Consider the following 24,098-nt stretch of genomic DNA (forward strand, 5'->3'; position numbering starts at 1 on the left):
TTTAAATATAAAATGAAACAATTAATCAAAAATATATGGAAAAGAATTTATACATTGATGCTTCGCATCCAAATGAAACAAGAGTTGTACTTAAGTCAGGTGAAAGTATTGAAGACTACGAGTACGAAGGCTTAAAAAACAATTTAATCAAAAATAACATATACCTTGGTAAAGTAAGCCGTGTAGAGCCATCTTTGCAAGCTGCATTTATTGATTTTGGTAGAGATAGACATGGCTTCTTATCTTTTAATGATATTCAATCAGACTATTATCAAATACCTCAGAGTGATTTAGCAAAAATAAAAGAAGAAGAAGAAAGAGCCAGAGAAGAACTTCTAAAAGAAAGTGAGCTGGAAGAGCAAAAAAATATTAATGAGGGTAATCTTAATGCTAACGATCCAGTTGAAGTAAAACCTGAATCTGAATTAGAGAGTGATGCTCCAGTTACAGGTGGCACTCAAGTTGATGAAAACCAAGAACAATTTTCGCCTGTATCATTTGTTAAAAGACCTGAAGTAAGATTTAGATCTAAAAGATATAAGATTCAAGAGGTTATAAAACCTAACCAGGTAATTTTAATACAAGTATTAAAAGATGAAAGAGGGCAAAAAGGTGCAGCACTAAGTACTTTTATTTCTATAGCGGGTAAATATATTGTCCTAATGCCAAATACACCGAAAGGTGGTGGTATATCTCGTAAAATTTTTAACCCAGGAGAAAGAAAAAAAATTAGAACTATCTTAAACGACATAACCATTCCAAAAGAAATGGGACTTATTGTAAGAACTGCAGGGTCAAACAAAACAAAAAATGATATAGATCATGATCTTCAAACTTTGATTAAAACTTGGAATGAAATTAAAGAAAATGCATTAAATTCTATAGCCCCATCATTAATCCATCAAGAAAGTGATATTATAAAAAGAACTTTGAGAGATATGTATGACGAAGATACAGACAGTATCGTCATTGAGGGTAACGAAGGTTACAAAAAAGCACAAAACTTTATGAAGTTAATGATGCCCTCTCATGTCAAAAAAATAAAAAAATATAGAGAAAAAGTTCCTTTATTTTTTAAAGAAAACATTGAAGAAAAATTAAATCAAATTTATGACTCAGAGATAAAACTAAAATCAGGTGGATACCTAGTTATAAACCCAACTGAAGCACTAGTTTCAATTGATATAAACTCAGGAAGCTCTATTAAGCAAAAAAATGTTGAGAGTACCGCTTTAGACACTAATCTTGAGGCAGCAGAGGAGATATCTCGACAAATAAAAATAAGAGACTTGTCTGGTCTAATTATTATTGATTTTATTGATATGTTAAGTTTTGGAAATAGAAGATTGGTTGAGAGAAGGCTTAAAGAACAATGCAGAACTGATAGGGCAAGAATTCAGATAGGAAGAATTAGCACATTCGGACTTTTAGAGATGTCCAGACAAAGATTAAGAGAAAGTGCTGTAAAATGGAAAGTCACGCTTACAGATGAGTCTTTCGCTATGAAAATTCTTAAATTAGTTGAAGTTAAAGCTGTTTTAACAAAAGCAAAATTTGTAGAACTTAAGATTTGTGAAAAAATATCAGACTTTATGAAGGAAAATTTTATTGAAGATTTAAAGTATTTTGAAGAAAAAAACTTAATTAAAATAGATATAATTGCAGATAATACTCTTATTATTCCAGAATATATAATTGACCTTCAAAACAAAACTAAAAAAATAATAGAAACAGTTCAACATATAGAAAAGTTAAAAAATCTAGAAGAGCAAAAGAAAGAGATTAAATCTTTTGAAAGCCCAATTAAAAAGAAACCTTATAAAAAAAAACCTTTTTTTAAAAAGAAATTTTTCAAAAACCCAGTAGTTTAGATAATTCCATTTTTTGGAGAAGATGCACTTCCGTATATAGACTTTTCTATACGACCAGCTAAATAAGATTGTCTTCCTGCAATTACTCCATTTTTAAATGCTAAAGCCATTTGAAATGGTTTTTTAGCTTTAGCAATCGCAGTATTAGCCAATACCCCATCACAGCCCAACTCCATAGCAATAGCTGCATCAGACGCCTGTCCTAACCCAGCATCGATTATCAAAGGGAGCTTTGTTTGACTTCTTATAATTTTTATATTTGTTGTATTTTGAATTCCAAGTCCAGAGCCTATAGGTGCTGCTAGAGGCATAATTGCACAAGCTCCTACATTCTCTAATCTTTTAGCCATCAAAGGATCGTCATTGCAGTAAACCATCACTCTAAATCCTTCTTTGGTTAAAACCTCTGTAGACTTCAATGTTTCAATCATATCTGGAAATAAATTTTTTTTATCTCCTAGGACCTCAAGTTTTACCAGTTTCCATCCTCCAATTTCTCTTGCTAAACGCAAAGTTCTAAGAGCTTCTTCAGAATTAAAACAACCAGCAGTGTTTGGTAAATAGGTAATTTTTTTTGGATCTATATAGTCCATCAATAAAGGTTTTTTTTTATCAGAGATATTTACCCTTCTCACTGCAACAGTAACTATTTCTGCACCAGATAATTTAATAGCTTTTGCACATTCTGCCATACTTTTATATTTTCCAGTTCCAACTATTAATCTGGAATTAAATTTTTTTTTATTAATTATTAATTTATCTTTAACCAATTTTATCCACCTCCAATAAAATGAACAATTTCTATTTTGTCATTATTTTTTAGTTTTATTATTTTTAAATTATTTTTATCTATTATTTCTTGATTTAATTCAATTGCTACTTTTTTAAGAGGAATTTTTAGTTCTTTTAAAAAAATTGAGAGGCTTAAATTTTCATTTATTGTTGAAAATTTACCATTTAACTTAATTTTTATTTTTTTTACTTTTTTCATAATGTATAAGAATCTGATGAGTAATAATATTATAATTATTAATGGCCCTAATCTTAATCTATTAGGTGAAAGAGAACAATCACAATATGGATCAATAACTTTTGATAAATTAAAAGATAATTGTTTAAGTAAAGCTAAAGATTTAAATATTAATTTAGAGTTTTCTCAGTCAAACATAGAAGGTGAAATAGTTACAACCATACAAGAAGCTAAAAGTAAGTTTGATGGTATAATCATTAATGCTGCTGGCTTTACACATACTTCTGTAGCTATCAGGGATGCTTTAGATATTTATAAAAAACCAATTATTGAACTTCACATATCAAATATATATAAAAGAGAAGAATTTAGACACAAATCTTTAATCAGCGATATTGCTACTGGTGGTATTTTTGGTTTAGGTGATAATGGTTATATTTTAGCCATAATTGCAATACAAAACATGTTACAGAAATGAAAATAGATAAAAATATTATTAAAGAATTAACTGATTACTTAAATGAGTTCAATTTAACTGAAATTGAATACACAGACAAAGACAATAAAATCAAAGTATCAAAATCAAACCCAGCTAGCTCAAACCAAGTGGTAAGTGTTGCTGCATCAACACCAGTCCTTGACGCAGCCAAATCTACTGTTGTATCTGGGACTGAAGTTAAGTCACCAATTATTGGTACAGCTTATCTTGCAGCAGAACCTGGGGCTAAAAAATTTGCAGAAGTGGGTAAAAAAATTAAAAAAGGTGAAACAGTCATGATAGTTGAGGCTATGAAAACCATGAATCATGTTCCATCAACAGCAGATGGGATTATAAAAGAAATCTGTGTAGAAGACGGTCAACCTATTGAATATGGCCAAACTATTATCATCGTTGAGTAATGTTTAAAAAAATTCTAATTGCAAACCGTGGAGAAATTGCAGTCAGGGTTATAAGAGCCTGCAAAGAATGGGGTATAGCAACTGTTGCTGTTCATTCTGACGTTGATAGAGATAGTATGCATGTAAGACTAGCTGATGAAAGTGTTTGCATTGGCTCACACCAACCAGCAAATAGTTATTTAAATATTCCAGCATTGATGTCAGCAATAGAGCTGACAAAAGCAGAGGCCGTTCATCCTGGTTATGGTTTTTTATCTGAGAATGCAAATTTTGCTAAAGTTCTAGAAGAAAATAATATTAAATTCATTGGTGCTTCTTCAAAACTAATAGAAATGATGGGAGATAAGATTCAAGCAAAAAGAATTGCAAAACAACATGGTCTTCCAGTAATTGAAGGTTCTGAGAGTGGTGTAACCGATATAAAACAATCAAAAGAGTTATGTAAAAAGATTGGTTTTCCTATTTTGATTAAAGCTTCTGGAGGCGGAGGTGGAAAAGGAATGAAGATTGTTAACAAAGAAGAGGAATTTGAAACATTATTTTCAATGGCAAAATCTGAAGCACAAAAATACTTTGGAAATGATGAGGTTTATATTGAAAAGTTTTTTCAAAACCCAAGACATATAGAAGTTCAAGTTTTGTCAGGTAAAAATAGGACTGTTCACCTTCATGAAAGAGATTGCTCTGTGCAGAGAAGACATCAAAAATTAATAGAAGAAACTCCTAGTCCAGTCTTAACTGATGAAATTAGAAAAGACCTTTTTGAAAGAACAGTAAACATGGTTAGTAAAATTGGCTATGAAGGTGCTGGAACAGTAGAATTTATATATGAGGATGGTAAATTTTATTTTCTTGAAATGAATACTCGTGTTCAAGTAGAGCACCCAGTAACTGAAATGGTAACGGGGATTGACATAATTAAAGAACAAATTTGGATAGCTTACACTGGCGAAACAGCTTTAAAACAAAGCGATATTAATCCTAGAGGACATGCAATAGAATGTAGAATTAATGCAGAGGATGCTAGTAAAAATTTTCAACCATCTCCTGGAACTATAGGCATGTGTCACCAGCCATCAGGTTTTAGAACAAGAGTAGATGGTGCAATTTTCCAAGGTTATAAAGTCACCCCATATTACGATAGCATGATTTGTAAAGTAATAACTCAGGGCAGAAATAGAACTGAAGCTATACAAAGAATGAATAGATCTTTAGATGAGTTTGTTATTGAAGGAATAACGACAACAATACCTCTTCATAAAGTTCTACTAAACCATAAAAAATTTATTGAGTCAGACTTTAATGTTGGTTGGCTAGATAACGAAAAAGTAATCTAATAACATTTTGTTAACCAAATATCATATACCGCATGATCAAAGGGGTTTACTGCTGGGCTAGATGAAAAGGTCCATCCATTAAAAATAAATACTTCGTTATTATCTTTGTTTGTCATATCTTTAACTTGAATATAGGCAGTTATTTCTGGACTGTCATCAAATTCAGAGTTTTTGCATTTGAGACTTTTAATTAATAAACTTTTAAATCTAAGTTCCTCCCCTATATTTAATTTCAAAAGATCAGTCTTTGAGCTTACTTTATCTAAAATCTTAATTTCAACAAATTTTCCTTCACTATTCTCATTGGCTACTAAGGGTGATGATAAATTTATTAAAAAAAAATAAATTAAAAAAAATAAGAAATTAACTTTTCCAGATCGTGTATTTCTTTTTAATTGGATCATTGTTTTTATTTGGATGATAGGCATTCTCTGTGCCTGTTTGATTGGATTGATGTGGTTTTTGCCAATCATATTTATTCAATTTGTGATTATTTTCAATTCTATTGTTAGTGAAATGCATCCAAGAATACCATTCATTAGGGATTTTTGAAGCATCAATTTCATCGATATAAATTACCCATCGTTTTCCAGATTTACTCTCATAATATTTATTACCACTAGAATCTTTTCCAACAAGTTTTCCATAAAAAATAGTATTTAATTTTGTACCTAACGTTTCTTGATTCCACCAAATGAAAATTTTTTTGAAAAGTGTCAACATATTATTTAATTATTTAATTAATTCTTCAATCTTAAATTGTATAATTTAAATTAGACTAAAGTATGAATTTGTATATAAATTAATCATCTTACGATTCAAAATAAAAAATTAATTAAAGGAAAAATGGCAAAATACTTAGTTGAAACTTATTATACGTGTAGCTTTAAAGTTAATCATTATCTTGATGATATTAATGAAACCGAGTTAGCAAACCTTGAAAAGCGTGATGATGGTAAATTTGAAGTTCTAGATGTTAAGCTTGATACTAGAAAAACAAAAAGCTTAGATCCAAATAATAAAGTAATTGAGCCTAAAAAGTTAGATATTATAACTGAACAAAGCCAACCCAAAATTGTTTCAAAAGAAAATAATACTACGTTTGTTAAACAGATTAACGAAGGTGTAGGTAAGAGATTTAGTATGCCCGATAGAAGAAAAGGTTATATTCAAAAAGCTACCATTGGTGACCATAAAGTTTATTTACATACTGGTGAATATGAAGATGGAAAAATAGGTGAAATTTTTATCGACACAAGTAAAGAAGGTGAGTTAGTAAAAGCTTTGATGAATAATTTTGCAATAGCAATATCACTTGGTCTTCAATATGGCGTTCCTTTAGATGAGTTTATTAGTGCTTATGTTGATACTAAATTTGAACCATCTGGAAAAGTGCACGGTAATGACAGAATAATGAGTGCCTCTTCAATACTTGATTATATTTTTAGAGAATTAGCAATTTCATATCAAAATAGAGAAGATCTTGCACACACTCCATCTATTGGTGGATCAGATAGATCCTTACCTGAAGAAGAAAATACTGATGATCAAAATCAATTACTTAAAATTATAAAAGATGTTACTAGCAAAGGCTTTGTTAGAAATAATTACAAAAAAAATCTTGTTGATTTATCTGATGTTAAAATAAGTTTAAAAGGTAAGAAATAATATTATTTTTTTAGCTTTAAAGCTAACCCTAGTTCTTTAAGTTGCTCTTCATTTACCTCTGATGGAGCATTCATCATTAAGTCTTGAGCATTTTGATTCATTGGAAACATTGTAACCTCTCTAATATTCTTCTCATTTGCTAGAAGCATCACAATTCTATCTATTCCAGGCGCTATACCTCCATGGGGAGGCGCTCCATAACTAAGGGCATTAATAATGCCACTAAATTTCTCATCAACTTGTTTTTTTTGGTAACCAGCAATCGAGAATAACTTATACATCAATTCGGGTACGTGATTTCTAATTGCACCAGAAGATAACTCAATTCCATTACAAACAATGTCATATTGGTAAGCTTTAATATTTAGAGGATTGTCAAAATCAATATCTTTTATATTACCTTGAGGCATTGAAAATGGATTGTGACTAAATTCAATTTTGTTAGTTATTTCATTTTTTTCAAACATTGGATAATCAACTATCCAGCAAAATGCAAAAATATTTTCATCGATTAGGTTTAAATCTTTAGCAATTTTATCTCTAGCTTGAGAGCTAATTTTTTCAACATCATTTATTTTGCCACAAGCAAAAAATATACTATCTCCTACTTCAGCTCCAGTAATTTTCATAATTTCTTCTAGGGCTTCTTTAGAAAAAAATTTTCCTACTGGTCCTTTTGCAGAAAGATTTTCTTCTTTTTCAATTGTAAAATAAGCAAGACCAGATGCGCCTTGTTCCTTGGCCCACTTGTCAATATTATCAAAAAAACTTCTAGGTTTATCTTTTGTACTTTTTGTTACTATGCATCGCACTTTAGAGTTAGATTTTACAAGCTTTTTAAATATCTCAAATGTAACATCATCACGCGTAAAAATGTTTGATAAATCATAAATTATTAGTGGGTTTCTTAAATCCGGCTTATCCGATCCATACTTAAGCATAGATTCCTCATACGGTATTCTTGGGAATTTTTCATACATTAATTTTTTTGAAGAAAAATTCTTAAAAACATTGACTATTAATTTTTCAACTACTTGAAAAATGTCTTCTTGTTCAACAAAAGACATTTCTAAATCGAGCTGATAAAATTCACCTGGACTTCTATCTGCCCTTGCATCCTCATCTCTAAAGCATGGAGCTATTTGAAAATATTTATCAAAACCAGAAACCATTATAAGCTGTTTGAATTGTTGTGGCGCTTGTGGCAGTGCATAAAACTTTCCAGGATTTAATCTGCTTGGTACTAAAAAATCCCTTGCACCCTCGGGGCTAGAAGATGTTAATATTGGTGTTTGAAACTCCAAGAAACCAAGTTTAGACATCTCACTTCTAATAAAAGAAATAACTTTTGACCTTAAGATAATATTATCATGAATCTTTTTTCTTCTTAAATCTAAGAATCTATATTTGAGTCTAATTTCTTCAGCATATTCTTGATCGCTGAAAACTGGCATTGGTAACTCTTTACATGCGCCAAGTACTTCAAAAGAATTTATATTAACTTCTATCTCTCCAGTTTGGAGATCGGTGTTAATGGTCTCTTTTGTTCTCACAACAACCTTACCATTTATTTTAATTACGCTTTCTAATTGAATTTTTTCTAATGATTTAAAATTTTCGTTACTCTTATCTATGATGCACTGAGTCATCCCGTAATTGTCTCTTAAATCTATGAACAGTAAATTTCCATGATCTCTTTTTTTGTTGATCCAACCTGACAAAACAACATCTTTACCACTACTATCTATTGTTAACTCACTACATGTATGCGTTCTGTATTTATTCACTTATTCCTCAAGAGCTTCATTAATAATTTTAAAGTCGATTGATTTCTTTTTTTTTAAACTAATCTTGTCAATTTTATATATGAATTCAAATATTTTGCCATACGATCTCTCAATTCTTTTAATAATAAAGTCAATCAGCTTTTTATCTAAAGTAATTTGTCTATCTGATAAATTTTTTAATATCAGTGCAAACATTAGCTCATCATCAGGGTTTTGAATATTTGCAAAAAGACAGTTCTTAGTTCTAGATCGAAGATCTTCCAGTTGAAAATTGATCTCAGATATTGGTTTCATTGATGTGACTATCAAAAACTTGTTGTCTTGATCTATTATATTGAAGAGTGAATAAATCAGCTTCTCATTTATATTTAAATTTAAATCCTCTAAAACTATATTTTGGTAAGGTTTAATTGATTTAAGGTTTTCATCATTTAGTAAATTAATATCAATCCTAATGCCGTTAAATTTTTTCAAAAAAATATTTACTAAGTGGGTTTTTCCTGAAAATTTTTCACCGTTAATGTTTAAAAAATTTTTTTCCCATTTTGGCCATTTGTTAATAATTTCAAAAGCATAAAAATTACTCTTTCCTACATAAAAATCATCATCTTTAAAGTTTTGCTCATAATCAAAATCTAATAATAATTGGTTTAAACTTTTCATTTTAATGTCCACATATTATTTTTCATTTCTAATTCAAGGTTCTTTTCTCTCATGTCATTTAAAAATATATTAGGTGTGCCATTATAAGTAATTTTATACTGAATACTCTCACTATTAAAATTCAAGATACTAAAGTCAGAAACTAGATCTATACTATAAAGTGCCTGTTCCAACTCTATAATTTTTTTTGTTTTTTTGGAATTAATAGATATTGTTATAGGAAGTTTTATTGAAGTATTAATTTCATTATTTTTTTTCCATTGATCTTCATAAAGTTGTTTTAAACTTTTAACAATATTAGAAAAGTCATTATTATTTAAAATATCTATTTTGGAATAGTTCTTATTTTTAATTTTCAAAGTATTCTTTAAATTAATTTTTGAAAGTGTTCTTACACTGTTACTTTCTTTGTATATTATTAAAATTATATTATCTTTAATATCATATTTATTAATTAGATTTGAAAAATCATAAGTTTCGATATCTTTGGATGTTTTTTGTAATTCTACCAAGTCTTCAATATCTTCACTTGGTAATAAATAATCTAACAAATCATAAGAATTTTTTTGTTCGTTCCATTTATCGTAAAAAATATTATTATTAAAAAGATAAATATTGTTATTTTTAGTTTCTATAAGGATAGGAAATAATAAGACCTTATTTCTTTGGGGTATTGACGGAAAAATATTCTTATTTTCTAAAAATTTAAGAATTTTTTTTTTATTAAAAGTTGTTTCTAAATTTGCAAAATACTCATTATTTATAAATTTTTCATCACTAATAGTAAAAGAATCGATCATGCCCTTAAGTTCTTTTATTGGAACATTTTTTATCTTTATTCTATCACCAGAGGTTATAATCATTGAAATCAAATCAGAAAAGGAAGTTTGAAATCCTTTGTCAATTACATTATTTTTTTCAAAATTTAGTTCAAATGGAGAAGATATTTCAATATTAGATACCTTAAATGCATTTGCATTCGAATAAGTTGTGGAAAAAAATACTATTAATAGAGAGAATAAAATAAAATAAATATATACATTCAGTAATTTAAAAAATTTATTAATTATTTGCATATATTATACTAATGAAAAAAGAAAAATTTACCTATGAAAAAAGTGGTGTAAACATAAGTGCTGCTGATAATTTTGTTAAATTTATATCATCAATATCATCAAACAATAAAGGCAAAAAAAAGTTTAATAACATAGGTGGCTTTGGCTCAATAACAAATATCCCAAAAAATCTGAAAAATCCTAAAATTGTAGCTTGTACAGATGGCGTTGGTACCAAAGTAGAGATAGCAAATTTACTTAATAAATATGACACAATTGGCATTGATTTAGTTGCTATGAGCGTAAACGATCTCATTGTTCAAGGGGCAAGACCACTTTTATTTTTAGATTATATTTCTATTAATAAAATTAATTTAAATAAATTAAAATCGATTCTTAAAGGGATAGTGAGAGGTTGTAAAATCTCAAACTGTGAATTAGTTGGTGGAGAAACAGCCGAGATGCCAGGCACCTATGAAAAAGATAAATTTGATATAGCAGGTTTTGCTGTAGGTTTGGTTGATAAAAAGAAAATCTTAGCAAAAAAGAATATAAAAAAAAATGACTTAGTATTGGCTGTACCCTCTAGTGGTGTTCACTCAAATGGTTACTCTTTAGTCAGGCATGTTCTTAAAAATAAAAAAATTGATTTAAAAAATAATTCATTTTTAAAAAAAGAATTACTAAGACCTACAAAAATTTATGTACAAGAAGTTTTAAATTTAATTGATAATAATCTTTTAAATGGCTGTGCAAATATCACTGGTGGTGGATTAGCAGATAACATTAAGAGAGTTATTCCAGATGAATTAGCTGCTAATATAGATTTAAATAAAGTTAAAACAAAAAAAATTTTTAAATGGTTAAAACAAAATAACATTGATGACAAAGAAATGTTGAAAACATTCAATTGTGGAGTAGGTTTTTGTTTAATAGTTAACCCTAAAAACTTAAATAAAATAACTAAGTTTTTTACAAAAGAATTTAAACCCTATGTTATTGGAAAAATAACTACAGGAAAAAATAAAGTTAAACTTAATGGTAAAATTGACTGGTCTTAAAAAAGTTAAAACAGCAGTTTTTATATCTGGAACTGGAAGTAATTTAAAAAATTTAATAAAATTTTCTAAAATAAAAAATTCACCCATATCTATAGATTTAATTTTCTCAAATACTGCTAAAGCAAAAGGTTTAAGATTTTCAAATCAATTTAATGTCAAAAAATATGTATCAAGCTTTAAAGACTCTAAAATAGCTGAGACAAAAATATTAAATTTATTAAAAAAAGAAAATATAAAATTTATTTGTCTTGCTGGTTTTATGAAAATTTTATCTAAAAATTTTATTAAAAAGTTTAATGGAGAAATAGTTAATATACATCCATCTTTACTACCAAAGTACAAGGGGCTTAACACTCACATTAAAGCTATACAAAATAAGGATAAGGTAGCTGGTTGTACAGTTCATTTTGTAACAGCAAAACTCGATTCTGGAAAAATAATTCTACAAAAGGTAGTCAAAATTTCAAAAAAAGATACTCTTACTACTTTAGCTAAAAAGGTTCTAAGACAAGAGCTTAAACTTTACCCTGCAGCTATAAAAAAAATTTTTAGTTAATCTTTAAAGAAAAAATCAATCTCAATTTTAGCATTTTCAACACTATCAGAGCCATGTACAGAATTTTTATCTATAGAAATTCCATATTTTTTTCTTATAGTTCCTTCTGCAGCATCCTCTGGTTTGGTCGCACCCATTAACTCTCTGTTTTCTAAAACTGCATTTTCTTTCTCTAGCACCATCACAACTATCGGCCCTGATGACAAATAGGCACATAAATCATTATAAAAAGGTTTTGTTTCATGGACTTTATAAAATTGTTCTGCTTCAGCTTTTGCTATCTGAATTTTTTTATCTTTAACAATTTTGAAACCTTTATTTGTAAACATTTCTTTAATTTCATTATCTAAATTTCTTTCAACTGCATCAGGTTTAATGATTGATAGCGTTTGTTCTGTATTACTCATAATTATCCTCTATTAGTTGGTTTAATAATCTTACTCCATAACTAGTTGCGCCACCTGAATTTAAAGCACCACCATATTTTGAAAATGCCATACCAGCTATATCTAAGTGAGCCCAAGGTGTTTTATTTAAAATAAATCTTTGTAAAAACTGTGCTGCAGTTGTAGATCCTGCGCCACCTACATAATTAATATTTTGCATATCTGCATTTTTTGAATCTATAAGTTTGTCAAAATTTTTATGTAAAGGCATTCTCCATAATTTTTCTTCCACTTTGTCTCCAGCTTCTAATAATTGTTTTGACAATTTATCATCATTTGAAAATAGGCCAGCATATTCAGAGCCCAATGAAACTATAATAGCACCAGTTAAGGTTGCTAAATCAACCATAAATTTAGGTTTAAATTTTTTTTCAGTAAAAGTTAAAGCATCAGCCAAAACCAATCTACCTTCAGCATCTGTATTTAATATTTCTATTGTTTTGCCACTATAAGATTTAACAATATCACCAGGTCTTTGAGCATTTCCACTCACCATATTCTCAACAAGCCCCACGACACCTACTGCATTAATCTTTGCTTTTCTTATGGCTAAATTTTTCATTAAGCCCACAACAGTAGCCGAGCCAGCCATATCATAAGTCATATCCTCCATAAACTTTGCTGGTTTTAACGAGTAACCACCGGTATCAAAACAAACTCCTTTTCCAACAAAAGCCAAAGGATTAGAATTGTCTTTAGCACCATTCCATTCCATTGTTACAAGGTATGATCCTCGTATACTTCCTTGTCCTACACCAAGCAAAGCGTTCATTCCAAGTTTTTTTAATTTTTTTTCATCATATGTATTTATTTTTAATCCAAATTTTTTAAGTGTATTTATTCTTTTTGCATACTCATCTGGGTGTAGAATATTTCCTGGTTCCGACACAAGGTCTCTTGCAAAAAAACTTCCTTCTTCTAGGGCTTTAAATCTTAAATGATCTTGAGTGGATATTTTATTCTTATTTCCTATCACATTTATAGAAATAATCTTTTTATTTTTTTTTGATTTGTAAATATTAAATTCATATGATTTTAATTTCAGTCCATGAAGAAAGTAACCTGCAAAATTTTTTATTTTATTATTAATTGTATCTAAATTTACAAAGTATTCTTTTTTCTTGTCATAATTAATATAACTATGAAATTTAGCTCCTAAATTTTCTATATCTGATATTTTGATATCTTTCTTAATAGACACTAAATATACTCCCTTTTTAGAATTGACTTCAAAAAAAAGTAAGTCTTTTTTTAAATCACTATTTTTTAGTAAGTCAGTTATGTAAGAAAATTCAGAATTTGATAAATATTTTTTTAAACCACTAATATTAAAATTTTCATCAACAAATAAGACGAGGTTAATTGCAGATTTATTAGAAATATTATTTTTATAATTGATCTTAATAGACATAAATTTTAATACACACAAAGTTAGTTGAGTGGTATATATGAATAAATTTATTATATTTCAATGAAAAAATTGATCTTCCAAAAGCTTTTTAAAGACATACTTATGTTATTTATAGTTTTGTCTCTAAGCTTAACGGTAATTGTTTGGGTTATGCAGGCTGTTAATTTCTTAGATTTTGTTTCAGAAGATGGTCATGGTTTTAAAGTCTATTTCTCTTATACACTATTAAACTTCCCTAAAATTTTTTCAAGGTTACTTATTATTACATTTTTTATATCAATTATTTATACAATCATAAGATATGAAGAAAATAATGAATTAATTTTATTTTGGATGCTTGGCATTAGTAAAATTCAATTTATCAAAAATATTATAAAATTTTCTATATTCTTTTTAATTATACAAATACTGTTAACATCACTTATATCACCAATGTCTCAAGATTCGGCCAGATCATTTATTAGAAGTTCAAATATTGACTTATTTCCATCCCTTATAAAAAAGAAAAAATTTATAGACACTGTTACTAATCTAACGATTTATGTAGATGAAATAAGTGAAAACAAAAAAACAATGGAGAATATCTTTATTAAAGATCAGTCAGGTAAAAAAAAAAAATTTCAAATAATTTTAGCTAAAGAAGGAGAATTGATTAATATCAAAAATAAAAATTATCTTATTCTAAAAAATGGAGAAATTTTTAACAGTGATGGAAACAAATCTAACAGCTTTAGATTTGAAAATTTTGAATTTAATTTATCAAATTTTGTAACAAAAACTACTACGATACCTAAGATTCAAGAAACTGAATCAACATCATTGGTAAAATGCATCATAAATAATACTTATAATAAAAATTTAAAAATTAATCCTAAAAAATTAATTTGTGATAAAAAAAGTACAAAAAATATTAGTGAAGAATTATTGAAAAGATTTTATTTACCACTTTATATGCCACTTATTACATTAATAGGATGTTTGGTAATTCTTAAAACTAAAGAAGAAAATTCATACAGGAATCATAAAATTTTAATATTCAGCTTGGGATTTATTATAATTTTTTTTTCAGAAGCTTCAATAAAATATGTTGGTGAAAATTTAATAAATAATCTTCTTTTAATTTTAATTCCATTAATAATTTATCTTTTTATGCATTTATTTTTAATGAAAAAATTAAATTACAAAATTAAGGAATAATAATGATTAAAACTTACCAAAAATATATTTTAAAAAATTTTTTAAAGTCAATTTTTATTATAGGTGGGATTTTTTATGGTTTGGTTTTAATTTTAAATCTTTTTGAGGAAATTAATTATGTAAAAAATTTAAACGAAAGCTTCACTCTACCTTTTTTTCTTAATTTTCTAAACTCACCATCAATTTTATATGACATATTTCCTTTTATTTTTTTAATTGCTTCTCAATTTTTTTTCTTAAATTTGATCGAAAAAAATGAACTATTAATTTTTAAAAATATAGGTTTGGATAATTTTAAATTAATAAAATTATTGGCTACTATATCTTTAGTTTCAGGAATTTTTATTGTTTTTGTCTTTTACAATTTTTCAGCAAAATTTAAATTTATATATCTTGATCTCAAAAATAATTATGCGAATGATAATAAGTTTTTAGCTGTAATAACTGAAAATGGTCTCTGGATTAGGGATGAAAATAATGGCAACATTAATATTATAAATGCTGGTCAAATAGAAGGTGACTATTTAAAAAATGTAATAATTACACAATTTGATGATAATTTTAACATATCAAGATATATTTCCTCTGATGAAGTGGATATTAAAAATAACATGTGGCTTTTACAAAAATCAAAAATTACTATAACTGGAAAACAAAGCTTTAATGAGAATAATTTAAAATTTCAAACAAATTTTAATTCAGAAAAAATTAATACTCTTTTTTCTGATATGGATTCTTTAACTATCTGGCAATTGTTTAAACAAAAAAAATATTATGAGGAAGTAGGTTATTCAACTGATGATATCAACCTTCATTTACAAAAAATTTATTCTTTTCCTATTTATTTAATGATTACAACAATTCTCTCTTCAGTAATTATGCTAAATATCAAGCATAATAAGCCAAAAATTTTTTATTTAGTACTGGGTGTATTGTTATCTGTAATTATTTTTTATATAAACCATTTTGCAGGCACAATGGGAGTGAACAATCAATTACCGATTACACTCTCCGTTTGGTTGCCACTTTTAATAATATCAATCTTAATTGGAATTGGTTTGGTTACAATAAATGAAAAATAAAATTAGTACTTTTTATCTAATATTATGTCTCTTTTTTTATAGTTCAAATATCTACAGTGCTGATACATTTTCTTATGAAGCTAATCAAATTGAAGTAATAGATAATGGGAATATTATAAAGTCAAGAAAAGGTGTAAAGATTTTTTTAAATGACAATATTGACATCCTATCTAATAATTTTCAGTATAATAAAAAAAAGGGTTTAGTTGAGCTAAGTGGTGATGTAAAAATAATCGATAGGTTCAATGAATTTACTATAAGCACAAATGAATTATTATATTTTCAAAAAGAAAATATAATATCCTCAAACAACTTTTCAAAATTTACCTTTGAAAATAAATATTTTGGTGAATCTGGTGGTTTTCAGTATTTTATCTCACAACCTAAAATAACATCAAATAAGGAAATGAAGATTCATGACCTCAAAAATAATATTTTCTATATTAAAAATTTTGAATATGAAATGAATGAAAACCTGTTTAGAGGATCTAATACTAAATTTATCGATGTGGAAAATAATGAATATTTGATTTCAAATACAGTTATTAATCTTAATAATAATAATATTTCAGGTAAAGATTTAAGTATTAATTTTAATAAATCAACATTTGGAAATAATGAAAATGACCCAAGACTTAAATCTAGAAGTTTTTATCTAACTGAAAATTTATCCTCCATGGATAAGGGAGTTTTCACAACCTGCAAAAAAAATGACCAGTGTCCACCTTGGACAATTTCTGCAGATAATATTACACATGACAAGAAAAAAGAAACTATTGCATATAAAAATGCCTGGTTAAAAGTTTATGATATTCCAGTTGCTTATTTTCCTAAATTTTCTCATCCTGACCCAACTGTAAAAAGAAAATCAGGTTTTTTAAAACCTAATTTGATGGATTCTAATGTTCATGGCCTATCACTTAGTTTACCTTACTATTTAGTACTTTCAGAAAATAGGGATCTTACTTTTAAACCAAGATTATATGCTAATGATCAGGCTATTTTTCAAAATGAATACAGGCAAGTAAATAAAAATAGTAAGCATATAATTGATTTTGGAATCAATACTGATGGCTTTCTAAGCTCAGGAGCTAAAAATAAAAGTCACTTTTTTTCAAACTCAATATTTGATTTAAATTTAGAGGATTTTGAGACCAGTAGTCTTCAGTTAAATGTTGAAAGAACTACTAATGATACTTATTTAAAAACTTACAAAATTGACTCACCTTTAGTTGATAATAGTACACTATTAAATTCTTACTTGAGTTTTAATGCAGAAAATGAAAAACTAACTTTCAGCTCATCTCTAGAAGTTTGGGAAGATTTATCTAAAACTTCTAAAGATAGGCATGAGTTTATTTACCCAAATTATAAAATAGTAAAAGAATTAAATCTGGATAACAATGACTTAAAACTCTATTCTTATGGCTTTCAGAAAAAATATGAAACCAACAAATATGAGGGTATTGTAACAAATGACATGATTTATAAAACAGACCCAAAAATTTATGATTGGGGTTTAAAAAGTAATTTTGATGCTTTGTTAAAAAATGTAAATACTAACGCCACAAATTCATCTAAATATAAAAATAGTTTTGATCAGTCTTTGATGTCCTCATTGCTATTATCTGCCGAATATCCTATGAAAAAAAGTAACAATATATTTACCGATATCTTAATACCAAAACTTTCTTTTATGTATAGTCCAAACAAAACAAAAAATATGACGAATGAGGATAAAAGAATTGACGTAAACGGCATCTACTCCTTTAATAGAATAGGTGTAACAGATACTGTTGAGGGTGGCTCATCAGTTACTATTGGAACCGAATATAAAAAGACTAATAAAAATTATGAAGATTTTCTTAATATAAAATTGGCAACAGTACTAAGAATGGAAAAAAATGAAGATCTACCTAGCAGTAGTAGCTTGGGAGAATATCAATCAGATTATTTTGGAGACTTTAAGATTAAGCTTCATAAAAATATAGATTTCAATTATAATTTTGCAATTGACAACAACTTAAATAAATCAAATTACGACTTAATTAAAACAAAATTTTCTGTTAATAATTTTGCAACAACTTTTGAATACCTAGATGACAAAAATTCTAAAAATCAAAAATCTTACGTTACAAATAAAACAACTTTACAAATTAATGATTCTGGCTCTATAGGTTTTAACTTGAGAAAGAATAAAGTAACCAATGCCACTGAATTTTATGATTTATTCTATAGCTATTCAAATGATTGCTTGGAAGCTGCTGTAGCATTTAATAAGTCTTATTATATTGATAGTGATTTAAAACCAGAAAAACAACTTCTCTTTTCATTAACTATTGTTCCGTTTGGAAAAGTTAACACACCTGGTATTAATAGATAATATGAAAAAAATAAGTGTTTTTTTAATTTTAATAATTACGCTTTTACTAAGTGAAACTTCTTACTCTTATGAGAATTTCATAATACATAAGATTAATAATGAAATTATTACAGAATATGATGTAAAGAAAGAAGCAAATTATCTAAGAGCATTAAATCCTAATTTAAAGAATTTAGATATTTTAAAATTAACAAAATTAGCCTTAAACTCTATAGTAAGAGAAAAAATCAAAAAGATTGAATTAGAAAAAAATAATTCATTGGGTGAAAATCTTGATGACCCGATGGTACTAAGTACTTTTGAAAGTGTATATAAAAATATTGGTATTAAAAATGAAGATGAATTTGAACAATACTTAAAAAAATTTAATATTTCTATTAAGTGGACTAAAATGAAACTTGAAATAGAAAGCTTATGGAATAGCTTGATCTACAATAAATATAGAAACCAAGTATCAATAGATAAAGAAGAAATTAGAAAGAGTCTAAAAAAAGATATAAAGTTAAGAAAAACACAAAAAAAAATTTTATTATCAGAAATAGTTATAAAATTTAATTCTAACCAAGATTTTTTAAGCTTAACAAAAATGATAGAGGAAAGCATAGCTGAAATAGGCTTCAGTAATACAGCTAATACGCATAGTATATCTGGTAGTGCCAATAAAGGAGGCAAGATAGGCTGGATTAACCAAACATCATTATCACCAAAAATCTTAACTGAAATTAAGGATTTAGTGAATGGAGAATACACAAAACCAATAAAAATAGACTCTAATTTTTTAATTTTGAAAATAGAGGACTCTGTAATCACAAATGTTCAAATTGATTTAGAAGAAGCTTTGAATAAAAGAATATTAAATGAACGAAATAAGCAACTAGACCAATTTTCAACTATATTTTTTAATAGGGTTAAAAAAAATATTATAATTGATGGATAACTTGCATCCCATATTGGTTGTTGCAGGCGAACCTTATAGTGTTTTTTTAGAGCTCTTCTTTAAAGCAAAAAAGAAAAATAAAAATACAATTTTAATAGTCTCAAAAAAATTACTTCAGATGCAAATGAAAAGATTAAATTTTGATTATAAAATAAATGAACTCGATATTAAAAAAATAAAACTTGATAAATTGCAAAAAAATAAAATCAATATTATAAATGTAGAATTTAAGTTTAAAAAAACTTTTGATAAAATTACAAATAAATCAAACAATTATATTGAAAAGTGTTTTCTCATAGCACTAGATTTAATAAAAAAATATAAATTTTCAGGCCTAATAAACGGTCCAATTTCTAAAAAACATTTTTTACAAGGGAAAAATCTAGGAATTACAGAATATTTAGCAAAAAAAACAAAAAAAAAAAATAATGTGGTTATGTTAATTTATAATGAAAAATTATCAGTTAGCCCAATAACTACTCACCTAGCTTTAAAAGATGTTCATAAAAATATTTCAAAAGAGAAAATTTATAAACATGTAAGACTAATTAATGAGTTTTATAAAAAAAAATTTTATAAAAAACCTAAAATTGCCATTACTGGTCTAAATCCCCATTGTGAAAGTAATTTTCACAATTCTGAAGAAGATTTAATAATTGTTCCTGCAATCAATAAATTAAAAAAAAAAAAGTTCTTAGTTAATGGTCCTTTTCCTGCAGATACAATATTTATGAAAGAAAATTTTAAAAAATATGATGTTATAATTGGAATGTATCATGATCAGGTTCTGTCTCCTATGAAGTCTTTATTTGGTTTTGATGCAATCAATATTACTCTGGGCTTGCCATTTATTCGTATTTCACCTGATCATGGTCCAAACTCTTCTATGCTGGGCAAAAATGTATCAAACCCAAAAAGTTTAATTGAAGCCTTAAAATTTTTAAATAAATAAATGCATTTAAAAGCAAAAAAAAGTCTCGGACAAAACTTCTTGATAGATAGAGAGGTACTTGAAAAAATTGTATCCATAACAGATATAGCTGGCAAAGAAATTTTGGAAATTGGTCCTGGTAGTGGAAATTTAACTACATACATTTTAAAACAAAAACCAAAAAAACTCTATGTTGTGGAAAAAGATAATGATTTAGCCATATTATTAAAAGAAAAGTTTGATACTGAAATAGAAATTATTAATGATGATATTTTAAAAATATCTGAAGATAAAATCTCAGATCAAAAATTATCTGTCTTTGGTAATTTACCATACAACATATCTACTGAAATTTTATCAAAGTGGATTCTTAATATTGGATCAAATTTTTGGTTTGAAAGCCTAGTATTGATGTTCCAAAAAGAAGTTGCAGATAGAATTATATCTGAATTTAATAGTTCTAAGTACGGTAGATTGTCAATTTTATCTAGCTGGAAATTGAATGTAAAAAAAATAATAGATATCAAACCACAAAGTTTTTCACCAAGACCTAAGATAGATAGTTCTTTACTTTTATTCACACCTAAGAAATTTTTTTTTGAATTAAGGGATGCTAAAAACCTTGAAAAGATTACTAGAATATTTTTTAGCCAAAGAAGAAAAATGTTAAAAAAACCTTTCAATCAAGTTTTTGCTAATGGAAAACAGGTTGCAGAAAAATTTGGCATTGATCTTAATCTTAGACCTCAAAACCTTAAGCCTGAAATATATTTCAAACTTGTAAAAGAATATGAAGACTTAAGAAGTTAGTTTCTCGATATGTTTTCTAATGAAATCCTTATCGTAATCTTTTGATCCATTGTTAATTTCTGCATCAATTAAACTGCTTATTTTAGAATAACATTTTTCTAGATTGTCATTAATTATTACATAGTCATAATTAATCCAATGCAATACATCTCTACTAAATTCTTTCATACGCTCTTCTACTATTAATTTATCTTTCATATCTCTATTTGATAGTCTTTCAAATAATATTTCTTTGCTTGGAGGTAAAATAAAAAAAGTAATTAATTTATAATTTAATTTTTTATTCTTAATTTGATCAGCTCCCTGCCAATCAATATCAAATATTACATTTTCACTTTTTTCTAATTTTTCAATTACTGGTGTTCTAGTTGTACCATAAAGATGGTTAAACACTTTTGCATATTCTAAGAACTCTTCATTTTTTATTAAATTTTCAAATTTATCATGATTTACAAAGTAGTAATCCTTGTTTGCAATTTCGTTAATTCTAGGTTTTCTTGTGGTGTGAGATATTGAAATATGAAAATTCTTATTTTTAGAAAGAAGTTTTACTAAAGTTGTTTTACCCGCCCCAGATGGGGATGATAAAATCACCATTATCCCATCTTTTTTTGTGGACATTTTAATTTCTAGTTAGCTTTGCCTGCAATAAAATTAACAGCATCTCCTACGGTGAGAATTTTTTCAGCTTCACTATCTGAAATTTCTGAACCGAATTCTTCCTCAAAAGCCATTACCAATTCAACAGTGTCTAAACTATCTGCGCCAAGATCGTCTATAAAGCTTGAATCTTCTAATACTTTAGCCTCATCTATGCCTAGATGATCCGCTACAATTTTTTTAACCTTACTTGAAATATCTTCTGACATAATGTTCCTTTTTGTTATATTTCGTTAATAGTTCAAAAAGTAGTTTTGTCAACCCAAATACATGCCTCCATTTACATGTAATGTTTCTCCATTAATATAGTCTGACTGATTAGAACTTAGGAAAGTTACAGCATTTGCAATATCTTCAGGCTTGCCCAGTCTATTAGATGGAATCTTGGCTATAATTGCTTCTTTATATTTTTCATCAATCTGATCCGTCATAGTAGTGCTTATAAAGCCAGGAGATATGCAGTTCACATTTATGTTTTTTTTTGCATATTCAATTGCTAAGCTTTTTGACATAGCAACAATACCTGCTTTTGAAGCTGTGTAGTTTGCCTGTCCAACATTACCTGTATGTCCTACAACTGAAGTTATATTGATAATTTTTCCAGATTTATTTTTTAGCATTTTTTTTATTGAATATTTGCACATTAAGAATGTGGAAGTTAAATTAATGTTTATCACTTTTGACCACTCTTCTAAGCTCATTCTAATAGTTAAGTTATCTTTTGTAATGCCCGCATTATTAACGATACAGTCTAACGACCCACCCAATTCTTTTGTAGCATTTTCTATAAATTCTTCAATTTTGTCATGTTGAGAAATATCAAATTTAAGAATCTTTATATTATCAAATTTTTTTTTTAACTCTTCTAACTTTTCCATTCTTGTGCCAGTGGCTAAAATATTAGCTCCATAATCATAAAGCTTTTCAACTATTGAATTACCAATCCCGCCTGAGGCTCCTGTAACTATAATATTTTTATCCTTTAAACTACTCATTGATATTAATTAACTTTATATCCTCTTCTGAATTTATTGCACTAACTTTAACATTTCTGTCAATTCTCTTTATTAATCCTGATAAAACTTTACCAGGCCCTATTTCTATAAACTCTGTAACACCCTTCTCAATCATTAATAGAACACTTTCACGCCAACGAACACTGCTTTCAATTTGCCTAACTAGTAATTCTTTTAATTCGTTTGAATTGGATATTTCTTTTCCTGTCACATTTGAAATAAGTATATTTTTTGGCTCATCAAAATTTAATTTTGCTATTTCTTCTTTCATTACAAGTGTCGCATTATTCATTAATTTGCAATGAAATGGAGCACTCACAGGCAGTTTAATATTCTTAATATTTGAAGATTTTAAATCAACCATGATTTTTTCTAGGTCTTCAATTTTTCCACTTAATACAATTTGACCCACAGAATTGTCATTTGCAATAAAGCATTCATATTTATCTTTATTTTCATTAATAATTTTTTTTATTATTTCAATTTCGGAACCCAAAACTGCAACCATTCCACCTACTCCTTTTGGAACAGAGTTTTGCATCGCGTTGCCTCTAATTTTTAATATTTTTAAAGTATCTGAAAATGATAATGATCCAGCAGCAGTTAATGCGGAGTATTCTCCTAAAGAATGTCCTGCATAAAATTTTGCTTTATCTAAATCAACTTTGAACTCTTCTTTGATTAACTTGAATATTGAATAACTGAGCAAAAATATTGCTGGCTGAGTATTTTCAGTTAAGTCTAATTCCTCTTTAGGGCCATTTAAGATAAGGTTTGAGAGTGAGAAACTAAGCGTGTCATCTGCTTCCTTGAATAGATCTTGAACTAAGCTATATTTAATGTGTAGGTCTTTACCCATACCTACTAATTGTGAGCCTTGACCTGGAAAAATAACAGAAAACATTTAAATATCTAAAGTTTATTATGGTTTTAAGTGTTGTAATTCAATAATTATAATAGTATATCCTCACTTTTTATTAAAGAACAATTATGAATTTATACGAACACACAATAGTTGCTAGACAAGATACTAGCCCAGCTCAAGTTAAGCAATTAACTGAAAAATATTCCAAAATAGTAGAAAAAAATGAAGGAGAAATAGTGCAAACTGAAGATTGGGGTTTGTTAAATTTAGCTTACATTATTAAAAAGAATAAAAAAGGTATTTATATGCATTTTAAGATTAAAGGATCTGGAAAAATTATTGATGAATTAGAAAAAAATGAAGCAATTGATAAAAATCTTCTAAGATATATGACAGTTAAGGTTAAGAAATTTAATTTAGAAGCTAAATATTTTTCAAAAAAAGAAGAGTACGAAAAAAAAGAATATAAAAGAGAATATAATCGAGACTAAT

General features: G+C 27.2%; 27 protein-coding genes. 14 read left to right on the plus strand and 13 right to left on the minus strand.

Annotated elements, in window-relative coordinates:
- Positions 1 to 35: 35 nt before the first annotated feature.
- On the plus strand, positions 36 to 1,871 hold the full coding sequence (locus ABXT39_RS04765; RefSeq protein ID WP_415294579.1) for an Rne/Rng family ribonuclease: 1,836 nt from the start codon (positions 36 to 38) through the stop codon (positions 1,869 to 1,871).
- Here the strand turns inward: ABXT39_RS04765 and ABXT39_RS04770 are convergent.
- Both ABXT39_RS04770 and thiS read right to left on the minus strand, forming a co-directional pair.
- The gene (locus tag ABXT39_RS04770) at positions 1,868 to 2,641 is read right to left on the minus strand and encodes a thiazole synthase (protein ID WP_415294580.1); all 774 of its coding nucleotides are present in this window, start codon (positions 2,639 to 2,641) and stop codon (positions 1,868 to 1,870) included. The genes ABXT39_RS04765 and ABXT39_RS04770 overlap by 4 nt on opposite strands.
- Before the next feature lie 2 nt (positions 2,642 to 2,643).
- Entirely contained in the window at positions 2,644 to 2,862 is a 219-nt protein-coding gene (gene thiS, locus ABXT39_RS04775; RefSeq protein ID WP_415294581.1) for a sulfur carrier protein ThiS, read from the minus strand.
- A gap of 16 nt (positions 2,863 to 2,878) precedes the next feature.
- Between thiS and aroQ the strand changes: the two genes are divergently transcribed.
- From aroQ to accC, 3 genes are read left to right on the plus strand one after another with little or no spacing between them, the layout of a single operon-like run.
- A complete protein-coding gene (gene aroQ, locus ABXT39_RS04780) occupies positions 2,879 to 3,319 on the plus strand; it encodes a type II 3-dehydroquinate dehydratase (RefSeq protein ID WP_415294582.1) in 441 nt (146 codons plus the stop codon).
- Positions 3,316 to 3,741 (plus strand): acetyl-CoA carboxylase biotin carboxyl carrier protein, encoded by a 426-nt coding sequence (locus ABXT39_RS04785; RefSeq protein ID WP_415294584.1) that lies wholly within the window; start codon positions 3,316 to 3,318, stop codon positions 3,739 to 3,741. Before aroQ ends, ABXT39_RS04785 begins: the two co-directional genes overlap by 4 nt.
- The gene (gene accC / locus ABXT39_RS04790; protein WP_415294585.1) at positions 3,741 to 5,078 is read left to right on the plus strand and encodes an acetyl-CoA carboxylase biotin carboxylase subunit; all 1,338 of its coding nucleotides are present in this window, start codon (positions 3,741 to 3,743) and stop codon (positions 5,076 to 5,078) included. The genes ABXT39_RS04785 and accC overlap by 1 nt, the downstream gene beginning before the upstream one ends.
- Here accC and ABXT39_RS04795 read toward each other — a convergent pair.
- The gene (locus tag ABXT39_RS04795; RefSeq protein ID WP_415294587.1) at positions 5,075 to 5,482 is read right to left on the minus strand and encodes a DUF2155 domain-containing protein; all 408 of its coding nucleotides are present in this window, start codon (positions 5,480 to 5,482) and stop codon (positions 5,075 to 5,077) included. The genes accC and ABXT39_RS04795 overlap by 4 nt on opposite strands.
- Entirely contained in the window at positions 5,442 to 5,801 is a 360-nt protein-coding gene (locus ABXT39_RS04800; RefSeq protein WP_415294589.1) for an NADH-ubiquinone oxidoreductase subunit NDUFA12 family protein, read from the minus strand. The genes ABXT39_RS04795 and ABXT39_RS04800 overlap by 41 nt, the downstream gene beginning before the upstream one ends.
- A 123-nt stretch (positions 5,802 to 5,924) precedes the next feature.
- Between ABXT39_RS04800 and ABXT39_RS04805 the strand changes: the two genes are divergently transcribed.
- Positions 5,925 to 6,746, plus strand: coding sequence for a ribonucleotide reductase (locus tag ABXT39_RS04805; RefSeq protein WP_415294591.1), 822 nt, complete (start codon positions 5,925 to 5,927; stop codon positions 6,744 to 6,746).
- Positions 6,747 to 6,748: 2 nt separating this feature from the next.
- On the opposite strand, the gene aspS is transcribed toward ABXT39_RS04805, so the two are convergent.
- From aspS to ABXT39_RS04820, 3 genes are read right to left on the minus strand one after another with little or no spacing between them, the layout of a single operon-like run.
- Entirely contained in the window at positions 6,749 to 8,533 is a 1,785-nt protein-coding gene (gene aspS, locus ABXT39_RS04810) for an aspartate--tRNA ligase (protein WP_415294592.1), read from the minus strand.
- Positions 8,534 to 9,196: a DNA replication protein gene (locus ABXT39_RS04815; protein WP_415294594.1), complete on the minus strand. Its 663-nt coding sequence runs from the start codon at positions 9,194 to 9,196 to the stop codon at positions 8,534 to 8,536.
- Positions 9,193 to 10,272, minus strand: coding sequence for a hypothetical protein (locus tag ABXT39_RS04820; RefSeq protein WP_415294595.1), 1,080 nt, complete (start codon positions 10,270 to 10,272; stop codon positions 9,193 to 9,195). Before ABXT39_RS04820 ends, ABXT39_RS04815 begins: the two co-directional genes overlap by 4 nt.
- Positions 10,273 to 10,283: 11 nt before the next feature.
- On the opposite strand from ABXT39_RS04820, the gene purM reads away from it, so the two are divergent.
- Together purM and purN are read left to right on the plus strand one after the other, a co-directional pair.
- Complete coding sequence (gene purM / locus ABXT39_RS04825) at positions 10,284 to 11,312, plus strand: phosphoribosylformylglycinamidine cyclo-ligase (protein ID WP_415294596.1); 1,029 nt, start codon at positions 10,284 to 10,286, stop codon at positions 11,310 to 11,312.
- A complete protein-coding gene (gene purN, locus ABXT39_RS04830) occupies positions 11,290 to 11,868 on the plus strand; it encodes a phosphoribosylglycinamide formyltransferase (protein WP_415294597.1) in 579 nt (192 codons plus the stop codon). The genes purM and purN overlap by 23 nt, the downstream gene beginning before the upstream one ends.
- On the opposite strand, the gene ndk is transcribed toward purN, so the two are convergent.
- Positions 11,865 to 12,275 (minus strand): nucleoside-diphosphate kinase, encoded by a 411-nt coding sequence (gene ndk, locus ABXT39_RS04835; protein ID WP_415294598.1) that lies wholly within the window; start codon positions 12,273 to 12,275, stop codon positions 11,865 to 11,867. The genes purN and ndk overlap by 4 nt on opposite strands.
- A complete protein-coding gene (locus tag ABXT39_RS04840) occupies positions 12,268 to 13,725 on the minus strand; it encodes a leucyl aminopeptidase (RefSeq protein WP_415294599.1) in 1,458 nt (485 codons plus the stop codon). Before ABXT39_RS04840 ends, ndk begins: the two co-directional genes overlap by 8 nt.
- A gap of 60 nt (positions 13,726 to 13,785) precedes the next feature.
- Between ABXT39_RS04840 and ABXT39_RS04845 the strand changes: the two genes are divergently transcribed.
- From ABXT39_RS04845 to rsmA, 6 genes are read left to right on the plus strand one after another with little or no spacing between them, the layout of a single operon-like run.
- Positions 13,786 to 14,922, plus strand: coding sequence for an LptF/LptG family permease (locus tag ABXT39_RS04845; protein ID WP_415294601.1), 1,137 nt, complete (start codon positions 13,786 to 13,788; stop codon positions 14,920 to 14,922).
- A 2-nt stretch (positions 14,923 to 14,924) separates the two neighbouring features.
- Complete coding sequence (locus ABXT39_RS04850; protein WP_415294603.1) at positions 14,925 to 16,004, plus strand: LptF/LptG family permease; 1,080 nt, start codon at positions 14,925 to 14,927, stop codon at positions 16,002 to 16,004.
- Positions 15,994 to 18,387, plus strand: coding sequence for an LPS-assembly protein LptD (locus ABXT39_RS04855; RefSeq protein ID WP_415294604.1), 2,394 nt, complete (start codon positions 15,994 to 15,996; stop codon positions 18,385 to 18,387). The genes ABXT39_RS04850 and ABXT39_RS04855 overlap by 11 nt, the downstream gene beginning before the upstream one ends.
- Before the next feature lies 1 nt (position 18,388).
- On the plus strand, positions 18,389 to 19,324 hold the full coding sequence (locus ABXT39_RS04860; protein WP_415294606.1) for a peptidylprolyl isomerase: 936 nt from the start codon (positions 18,389 to 18,391) through the stop codon (positions 19,322 to 19,324).
- Positions 19,317 to 20,276 (plus strand): 4-hydroxythreonine-4-phosphate dehydrogenase PdxA, encoded by a 960-nt coding sequence (locus tag ABXT39_RS04865; RefSeq protein WP_415294608.1) that lies wholly within the window; start codon positions 19,317 to 19,319, stop codon positions 20,274 to 20,276. Before ABXT39_RS04860 ends, ABXT39_RS04865 begins: the two co-directional genes overlap by 8 nt.
- Positions 20,277 to 21,065 (plus strand): 16S rRNA (adenine(1518)-N(6)/adenine(1519)-N(6))-dimethyltransferase RsmA, encoded by a 789-nt coding sequence (gene rsmA, locus ABXT39_RS04870; RefSeq protein ID WP_415294609.1) that lies wholly within the window; start codon positions 20,277 to 20,279, stop codon positions 21,063 to 21,065.
- Here the strand turns inward: rsmA and gmk are convergent.
- Genes gmk through fabD form a run of 4 tightly spaced genes read right to left on the minus strand, consistent with a single transcriptional unit; the run spans position 21,054 to position 23,645 of the window.
- Entirely contained in the window at positions 21,054 to 21,686 is a 633-nt protein-coding gene (gene gmk, locus ABXT39_RS04875) for a guanylate kinase (RefSeq protein ID WP_415294611.1), read from the minus strand. The two genes, rsmA and gmk, sit on opposite strands and share 12 nt — an antisense overlap.
- A gap of 8 nt (positions 21,687 to 21,694) precedes the next feature.
- Entirely contained in the window at positions 21,695 to 21,934 is a 240-nt protein-coding gene (locus ABXT39_RS04880; protein WP_415294613.1) for an acyl carrier protein, read from the minus strand.
- A 48-nt stretch (positions 21,935 to 21,982) separates the two neighbouring features.
- Positions 21,983 to 22,720: a 3-oxoacyl-[acyl-carrier-protein] reductase gene (gene fabG, locus ABXT39_RS04885; protein ID WP_415294614.1), complete on the minus strand. Its 738-nt coding sequence runs from the start codon at positions 22,718 to 22,720 to the stop codon at positions 21,983 to 21,985.
- A complete protein-coding gene (gene fabD, locus ABXT39_RS04890; protein ID WP_415294616.1) occupies positions 22,713 to 23,645 on the minus strand; it encodes an ACP S-malonyltransferase in 933 nt (310 codons plus the stop codon). The genes fabG and fabD overlap by 8 nt, the downstream gene beginning before the upstream one ends.
- 86 nt (positions 23,646 to 23,731) lie before the next feature.
- Between fabD and rpsF the strand changes: the two genes are divergently transcribed.
- Positions 23,732 to 24,097: a 30S ribosomal protein S6 gene (gene rpsF / locus ABXT39_RS04895; protein WP_415294618.1), complete on the plus strand. Its 366-nt coding sequence runs from the start codon at positions 23,732 to 23,734 to the stop codon at positions 24,095 to 24,097.
- The last annotated feature ends 1 nt before the right edge of the window (position 24,098 follow it).

It is taken from the genome of Candidatus Pelagibacter sp. Uisw_113 (assembly GCF_047717815.1).
In the GTDB taxonomy this organism is placed as follows: domain Bacteria; phylum Pseudomonadota; class Alphaproteobacteria; order Pelagibacterales; family Pelagibacteraceae; genus Pelagibacter.

Bases quoted from the DNA above. Each gene is read 5' to 3' on its own strand.
- ABXT39_RS04765 (WP_415294579.1), top strand. From the start codon at position 36: ATGGAAAAGAATTTATACATTGATGCTTCGCATCCAAATGAAACAAGA.
- thiS (WP_415294581.1), bottom strand. From the start codon at position 2,862: ATGAAAAAAGTAAAAAAAATAAAAATTAAGTTAAATGGTAAATTTTCA.
- aroQ (WP_415294582.1), top strand. From the start codon at position 2,879: ATGAGTAATAATATTATAATTATTAATGGCCCTAATCTTAATCTATTA.
- ABXT39_RS04785 (WP_415294584.1), top strand. From the start codon at position 3,316: ATGAAAATAGATAAAAATATTATTAAAGAATTAACTGATTACTTAAAT.
- accC (WP_415294585.1), top strand. From the start codon at position 3,741: ATGTTTAAAAAAATTCTAATTGCAAACCGTGGAGAAATTGCAGTCAGG.
- ABXT39_RS04795 (WP_415294587.1), bottom strand. From the start codon at position 5,482: ATGATCCAATTAAAAAGAAATACACGATCTGGAAAAGTTAATTTCTTA.
- ABXT39_RS04800 (WP_415294589.1), bottom strand. From the start codon at position 5,801: ATGTTGACACTTTTCAAAAAAATTTTCATTTGGTGGAATCAAGAAACG.
- ABXT39_RS04805 (WP_415294591.1), top strand. From the start codon at position 5,925: ATGGCAAAATACTTAGTTGAAACTTATTATACGTGTAGCTTTAAAGTT.
- ABXT39_RS04815 (WP_415294594.1), bottom strand. From the start codon at position 9,196: ATGAAAAGTTTAAACCAATTATTATTAGATTTTGATTATGAGCAAAAC.
- ABXT39_RS04820 (WP_415294595.1), bottom strand. From the start codon at position 10,272: ATGCAAATAATTAATAAATTTTTTAAATTACTGAATGTATATATTTAT.
- purM (WP_415294596.1), top strand. From the start codon at position 10,284: ATGAAAAAAGAAAAATTTACCTATGAAAAAAGTGGTGTAAACATAAGT.
- purN (WP_415294597.1), top strand. From the start codon at position 11,290: ATGGTAAAATTGACTGGTCTTAAAAAAGTTAAAACAGCAGTTTTTATA.
- ndk (WP_415294598.1), bottom strand. From the start codon at position 12,275: ATGAGTAATACAGAACAAACGCTATCAATCATTAAACCTGATGCAGTT.
- ABXT39_RS04840 (WP_415294599.1), bottom strand. From the start codon at position 13,725: ATGTCTATTAAGATCAATTATAAAAATAATATTTCTAATAAATCTGCA.
- ABXT39_RS04845 (WP_415294601.1), top strand. From the start codon at position 13,786: ATGAAAAAATTGATCTTCCAAAAGCTTTTTAAAGACATACTTATGTTA.
- ABXT39_RS04850 (WP_415294603.1), top strand. From the start codon at position 14,925: ATGATTAAAACTTACCAAAAATATATTTTAAAAAATTTTTTAAAGTCA.
- ABXT39_RS04855 (WP_415294604.1), top strand. From the start codon at position 15,994: ATGAAAAATAAAATTAGTACTTTTTATCTAATATTATGTCTCTTTTTT.
- ABXT39_RS04860 (WP_415294606.1), top strand. From the start codon at position 18,389: ATGAAAAAAATAAGTGTTTTTTTAATTTTAATAATTACGCTTTTACTA.
- ABXT39_RS04865 (WP_415294608.1), top strand. From the start codon at position 19,317: ATGGATAACTTGCATCCCATATTGGTTGTTGCAGGCGAACCTTATAGT.
- rsmA (WP_415294609.1), top strand. From the start codon at position 20,277: ATGCATTTAAAAGCAAAAAAAAGTCTCGGACAAAACTTCTTGATAGAT.
- gmk (WP_415294611.1), bottom strand. From the start codon at position 21,686: ATGTCCACAAAAAAAGATGGGATAATGGTGATTTTATCATCCCCATCT.
- ABXT39_RS04880 (WP_415294613.1), bottom strand. From the start codon at position 21,934: ATGTCAGAAGATATTTCAAGTAAGGTTAAAAAAATTGTAGCGGATCAT.
- fabG (WP_415294614.1), bottom strand. From the start codon at position 22,720: ATGAGTAGTTTAAAGGATAAAAATATTATAGTTACAGGAGCCTCAGGC.
- fabD (WP_415294616.1), bottom strand. From the start codon at position 23,645: ATGTTTTCTGTTATTTTTCCAGGTCAAGGCTCACAATTAGTAGGTATG.
- rpsF (WP_415294618.1), top strand. From the start codon at position 23,732: ATGAATTTATACGAACACACAATAGTTGCTAGACAAGATACTAGCCCA.